This window comes from Candidatus Deferrimicrobiaceae bacterium (assembly GCA_035256765.1).
Taxonomy (GTDB): Bacteria; Desulfobacterota; Deferrimicrobia; order Deferrimicrobiales; family Deferrimicrobiaceae; genus CSP1-8.
On sequence record DATEXR010000243.1, the window covers coordinates 1 to 5,312 of the forward strand.

Below are 5,312 nucleotides of genomic sequence, written 5' to 3' on the forward strand. Positions count from 1 at the left end.
CAAGGTGGCCCCCGGAGACTTCCTCGTGGCGGGGAAGAATTTCGGGTGCGGTTCCTCGCGTGAGCACGCCCCCATCGCCATCAAGGCGTCCGGGGCCTCCGCCGTGATCGCCCGGTCGTTCGCGCGGATCTTCTACCGGAATTCGTTCAATATGGGCCTCCCCATCTTCGAGGCGCCCGAGGCGGTCGGAGAGATCGACGCGGGGGACCTGCTTGTCGTGGACATGGAGAGCGGGACGCTGCGGAACGAGACGAAGAACCGGGAGTACCGCATCGCGCCGGTCCCGTCGTTCATGCAGGAGCTCGTCAATGCGGGGGGGCTGCTGAACTTCATGGCGGCCCGGCGGAAAGGAAAATAGCGGCCATGCCCAAGGTGTGCGTGTTTCCCGGCGACGGGATCGGTCCCGAGGTCGTCCGGGAGGCGCTGTCCGTCCTCCGGGAGGTCGAGGAGGTTTCAGGGAAAAGGCGGTTCGAGACCGAGGAGGAACTATTGGGCGGGGCGTCGTACGACGTCCACGGCGTCCCGATGACCGACCGGGCGTTGTCCCTGGCGCAGTCGTCCGATGCCGTGCTCATCGGAGCCGTCGGCGGGCCGAAGTGGGACACCCTCCCCTTCGAGGTCCGGCCGGAGCGCGCCCTCCTCGGGTTGCGGAAAACCTTGGGGCTTTTCGCGAACCTTCGGCCGGCGAAGGTGTACGGACCGCTTCTGGATGCCTCCCCCCTCCGGAGGGAGCTCGTGGAGGGGATCGATCTCCTGGTCGTCCGGGAGCTCACCGGGGGAATCTACTTCGGCGAGCCCCGGGGGATCCATGTGATCGACGGCGTCGAGACGGGAATCAACACGGAGGTGTACACCCGCCCGGAGATCGAGCGGGTCGCCCGGTTCGCCTTCGAGCTGGCCCGGAAACGGACGGGGAGGATGACCTCCGTGGACAAGGCGAACGTCCTGGAGGCGAGCGTGCTGTGGAGAAAGGTCGTCACGGAGGTGGGGGAGCGGGAATTCCCGGACATCGCGCTTTCCCACATGCTCGTCGACAACTGCGCCATGCAGCTCGTCCGGTATCCGAAGCAGTTCGACGTGGTCGTCACGACGAACCTTTTCGGCGACATCCTCACGGACGAGGCGTCGATGATCACGGGATCGATCGGGATGCTTCCTTCCGCGTCCCTCGGGGGAGAGGTGGGGCTGTACGAACCGATCCACGGAAGCGCACCGGACATCGCCGGGAAGGGACTGGCCAACCCTCTGGCGACGATACTTTCCGTGGCAATGATGCTATACTACTCGTTTAATATGCCCGGGGAGTCCGCCCTGATCGAGAACGCGGTAGAAAAGGTGCTCGCGGACGGGAACCGGACGGGGGACATCTTCCGCGAAGGGGCAGGGATCCGGCGGGTGGGAACCTCCGAAATGGGCAAAAGGGTGCGGCAAGCCATCCGGGACAACGCGTGACAAGGAGTTGCAAACATGGGAACGAAACGGTTTAGCGTCGCGGTAGCGGGAGCGACCGGCGCGGTCGGGGAAGTGATGCTTCGGATCCTGGAGGAGAGGAAGTTCCCCCTGCGGAGCGTCCGCCTGCTGGCCTCCGAGAGGTCGATCGGAAAGAAACTCCGGTTCCAGGGGGAGGAGATCCCGATCGAACTGCTCCAGAAGAGTTCCTTCAAGGGGATCGACATCGCCCTGTTCTCCGCGGGAGCATCCCGGAGCAAGGAGTTCGCCCCGGCGGCCTGGGAGTCCGGAGCGGTGGTGGTGGATAACTCGTCGGCCTTCCGGATGGAGCCGGACATCCCGCTGGTGGTGCCGGAGATCAATGCCGAAGCGATCGGCCAGTACCGGAACCGGGGGATCATCGCGAACCCGAATTGCACCACCATCATCGCGATCATGCCGCTCAAGCCCCTGCACGACTACGGGACGCTGCGGCGGGTCGTGGCCTCCTCCTACCAGGCGACCTCCGGGGCGGGGGCGAAAGCGATGGCGGAGCTCATCGCGCAGACGAAAGCCTACACACGGGATGAGAAAATGGAGGTTGCGGCGTTCAAGCACCAGATCGCCTTCAACGTCATCCCGCACATCGATGCCTTCCTGGAGAACGGGTACACGAAGGAAGAGATGAAGATGGCGAACGAAGGGCGAAAGATCCTGGGGATTCCCGATCTGCGCGTCACCTGCACCACGGTGCGCGTGCCGGTCCTCACCGCCCACTCGATCTCGATCAACGCGCAGTTCGAGAAGAAGATCACCCGCGAGAAGGCACGGGAGCTGATCGCGGCCTTCCCGGGCTGCCAGGTGATGGACGACCCGGGGAACAACCGGTACCCGATGCCGCTTTTCTGCGCGGGAAAGGACGACTGCTACGTCGGGCGGATTCGCGAGGACGACAGCGCGGAAAACGCCCTGAACCTTTGGGTGTGCGGGGACCAGTTGCGGAAGGGCGCGGCGCTGAACGCGATCCAGATTGCCGAGGTCCTCGCCCGGAAGCACCTGCAGCCCGCCAACGTCTGAGTTTTTCCCCGAAGAGTCGGGGGACGCGAGAGAGCGGGAGCGGCAGCACCCGGACGGCAGGAACCTGCGGCCGGAGGCGGGGCGAAAGCGCCCCGCTTCCGGCCTTTTTTCGCTTCCCGGGAGGGAAAAGCGCCGCCTCATGAAATCGGCCCGATAGGAGACCGTAATTGCGAAACGCAGCACTTGGCGGGGGCATGGGATCACGATGAGGAAGCGACGGGTCAAGGCGACCGTCTCCTATGACGGAACGGGATACCAGGGGTTCCAGCTCCAGCCGAACGGGGTCACCATCCAGGCGGTGATCGAGAAGGCGCTCGAGAGCCTCCTCCGGGAACCCGTCCGTATCCGGCCGGCCGGCCGCACCGACGCGGGGGTGCATGCCCGGCGGCAGGTGGTCGATTTTGCCGACTCCGGGAGACGGTCCCTGGAGGTCATCGTCCGCGGGGGGAACGCCCTTCTCCCCCCGGAGATCCGGATTCTTTCCGCCGAGGAGGTCCCCCTGGCCTTTGATGCGAGACGGTACGCGAAGTCCAAGGAATACCGGTACTTTCTCCACAATGCCCCCGTTCCCTCCCCGTTTTTCGCGAGGTATGCCTGGCACCTTGCGAGTCCCGTGGACCTCGGGGCGATGCGGGAAGGTCTCGCACATATCGTGGGAAGTCACGACTTCACCTCCTTCCGGGGGCAGGGGTGCGCGGCGAGGACGACGGTCCGGGAGATCTACCGAGCCGGGATCGGGGAGGCAGCCGTTCCGGGCCTGCACTGCGTCATGATCGCGGGCAGCGGTTTCCTCCGGCACATGGTGCGAAACGTGGTGGGGACCCTGGTGGACATCGGCAGGGGGAAGAGCCCCCCGGACCGAATGCGCGAACTTCTGGGGCTTGGGGACCGGACGCTCGCCGGGGAAACCGCCCCCCCCCACGGGCTGTTCCTGTGGGAAGTGTCCTACGGGAGCCCTCCGGACGCCGGTACCGCCGGGGAAAGGGCGGGGGGAGAAGGCTTTTTCTCTTGACGCGGGGAGTCGGGTGGGGTCTAATATCTCCTTTGATTTCGAAGCGAAAGGCTCTAGGAAATGAAGATGACGGACTTTTTCACGAAAGAGGACGCGACCCGGGAATGGTACGTGGTGGACGCGCAGGACCAGGTGCTCGGGCGGCTCGCGACCCGGGTGGCGTCGGTGTTGCGCGGGAAGCATAAGGCTGCGTTCACGCCCAACGCGGACATTGGCGATTTCGTCATCGTCATCAACGCGGACAAAGTGAAGCTGACCGGCCGGAAGATGACCGACAAGTCGTATTACCGGCATACGGGGTACATCGGGGGGCTGAAGGAGACCACGCCGGGAAAGGTGCTAGCATCAAAGCACCCGGGGCGGGTCGTCGAGTGGGCGGTTCGCGGAATGCTCCCGAAAACCCGGCTGGGGGACCGGCTGTTCACGAAGCTGAAAGTCTACGCCGGCCCGAATCATCCCCACAAGGCCCAGCAGCCAAGGCCGCTGGCCGTGAACGAACAGGAGAGGGCGTAATCGAATGGCACAGGCGAAGATCTATGCGACGGGCAAACGGAAAACCTCCATCGCGCGCGTCTACCTGACTCCGGGCAGCGGGCGGATCCAGGTGAACGGCCGGGAGTTCGAGGAGTACTTCCCCGTGCTCGCGCTGCGGGCGAACGCGGTGCAGCCGCTGGTCCTCACGGGGAAGCGGCAGAGCGTCGACGTGGAAGTCAACGTCACGGGCGGCGGCCCTGCGTCCCAGGCCGACTCGCTCAAATACGGGCTGGCCAAGGCGCTGCAGATCGAGAACCCCGAGCTCCGGACCACGCTCAAGCGTGCGGGGTACCTGACGAGGGACGCCCGTGTCAAGGAACGGAAAAAGTACGGACGACCGGGGGCGCGGAAACGGTTCCAGTTCTCCAAGCGGTAAGCACGCAGGGCGATTCGCCCCGCGGACGATTCCCGAAGGGGAAGGCCGGTGGCGCCTTCCCCTTTTTTGTTGGTGCGGGTCGTGACGGAAGCCGCGGGCGCATGCCTCGCTCCGCAGCCTCGGAGGGGGGCTCCTTCGGCTCTTGCTGCGCCGGCAACCGGGGACCCCAGGCGATGCGGGGGGTTCCGCGGAGCGGCCTGTGGAGCGAGGGGGAGATTGCGTCGAGCGGAACCGGCAGCGAGCGGGCGCAGGTCGCGAGCGTAGCGGAGGGGAATCCCCTGCGAGCCAGGGGCCCCGGGAACCGGCACTCGCAGCCGGGCGCACGACCGCTGCGCACGGTATCGTACATCGTCTCGACAGGAGACCGGAACTACGAGACGCGGCGCTCAGGATGAAAACGGTTCCGCAGCGGAGACCGCGATCCATGACCGAGAGGGAGGTGCCATGACCAAGGTGGCCATCTACGGGGCGACGGGCTACACGGGGTTCGAACTCATCCGTCTGCTGCTGTCGCATTCCAAGGCGAAGATATCGGCGCTTTCCTCCGAGCAGTATTCCGATCTGCCGTACGGGCAGGCATTCCCTTCCTTCCGGGGGATGCTTGCGAATGCGGCCTTCGGAAAGATGGAGCAGATCCGCTCCGTGGACGTGGACGCGGTCTTCCTTGCGCTTCCGCACACCGTTTCCGCCTCTGTGGCCGCGGAGATCCTCCCGCGGGGGCCCCGGGTCGTCGACCTGTCGGCCGACTTCCGTTTCCGGAGCATCCCGCTGTACGAGGCGGTCTACGGGGTGCGGCACGTGAGCCCGGAGCTCGGCGAACGGGCGGTCTACGGGCTGCCGGAGATCTACCGGGACGCCCTCCGCAAGACTCCGTTGGCGGCGGTC

7 protein-coding genes are annotated in these 5,312 nt (G+C 65.7%); all 7 read left to right on the forward strand.

Features of this window, described 5'->3' with window-relative positions; translation table 11 throughout:
• The coding region (locus VJ307_08210; GenBank protein ID HJX74125.1) for a 3-isopropylmalate dehydratase at window positions 1–358 on the forward strand (358 nt) is incomplete at its 5' end.
• Window positions 359–363: 5 nt separating this feature from the next.
• The gene (leuB, locus tag VJ307_08215) at window positions 364–1,452 is read left to right on the forward strand and encodes a 3-isopropylmalate dehydrogenase (protein HJX74126.1); all 1,089 of its coding nucleotides are present in this window, start codon (window positions 364–366) and stop codon (window positions 1,450–1,452) included.
• Window positions 1,453–1,467: 15 nt separating this feature from the next.
• Window positions 1,468–2,505: an aspartate-semialdehyde dehydrogenase gene (locus tag VJ307_08220; GenBank protein HJX74127.1), complete on the forward strand. Its 1,038-nt coding sequence runs from the start codon at window positions 1,468–1,470 to the stop codon at window positions 2,503–2,505.
• Between the two features lie 205 nt (window positions 2,506–2,710).
• The gene (gene truA / locus VJ307_08225; GenBank protein HJX74128.1) at window positions 2,711–3,517 is read left to right on the forward strand and encodes a tRNA pseudouridine(38-40) synthase TruA; all 807 of its coding nucleotides are present in this window, start codon (window positions 2,711–2,713) and stop codon (window positions 3,515–3,517) included.
• Window positions 3,518–3,583: 66 nt separating this feature from the next.
• On the forward strand, window positions 3,584–4,030 hold the full coding sequence (gene rplM, locus VJ307_08230; protein ID HJX74129.1) for a 50S ribosomal protein L13: 447 nt from the start codon (window positions 3,584–3,586) through the stop codon (window positions 4,028–4,030).
• A gap of 4 nt (window positions 4,031–4,034) precedes the next feature.
• Window positions 4,035–4,427, forward strand: a complete 393-nt coding sequence (gene rpsI / locus VJ307_08235) for a 30S ribosomal protein S9 (GenBank protein HJX74130.1) — start codon at window positions 4,035–4,037, stop codon at window positions 4,425–4,427.
• 444 nt (window positions 4,428–4,871) lie between these two features.
• The coding region (locus VJ307_08240; GenBank protein HJX74131.1) for a hypothetical protein at window positions 4,872–5,312 on the forward strand (441 nt) is incomplete at its 3' end.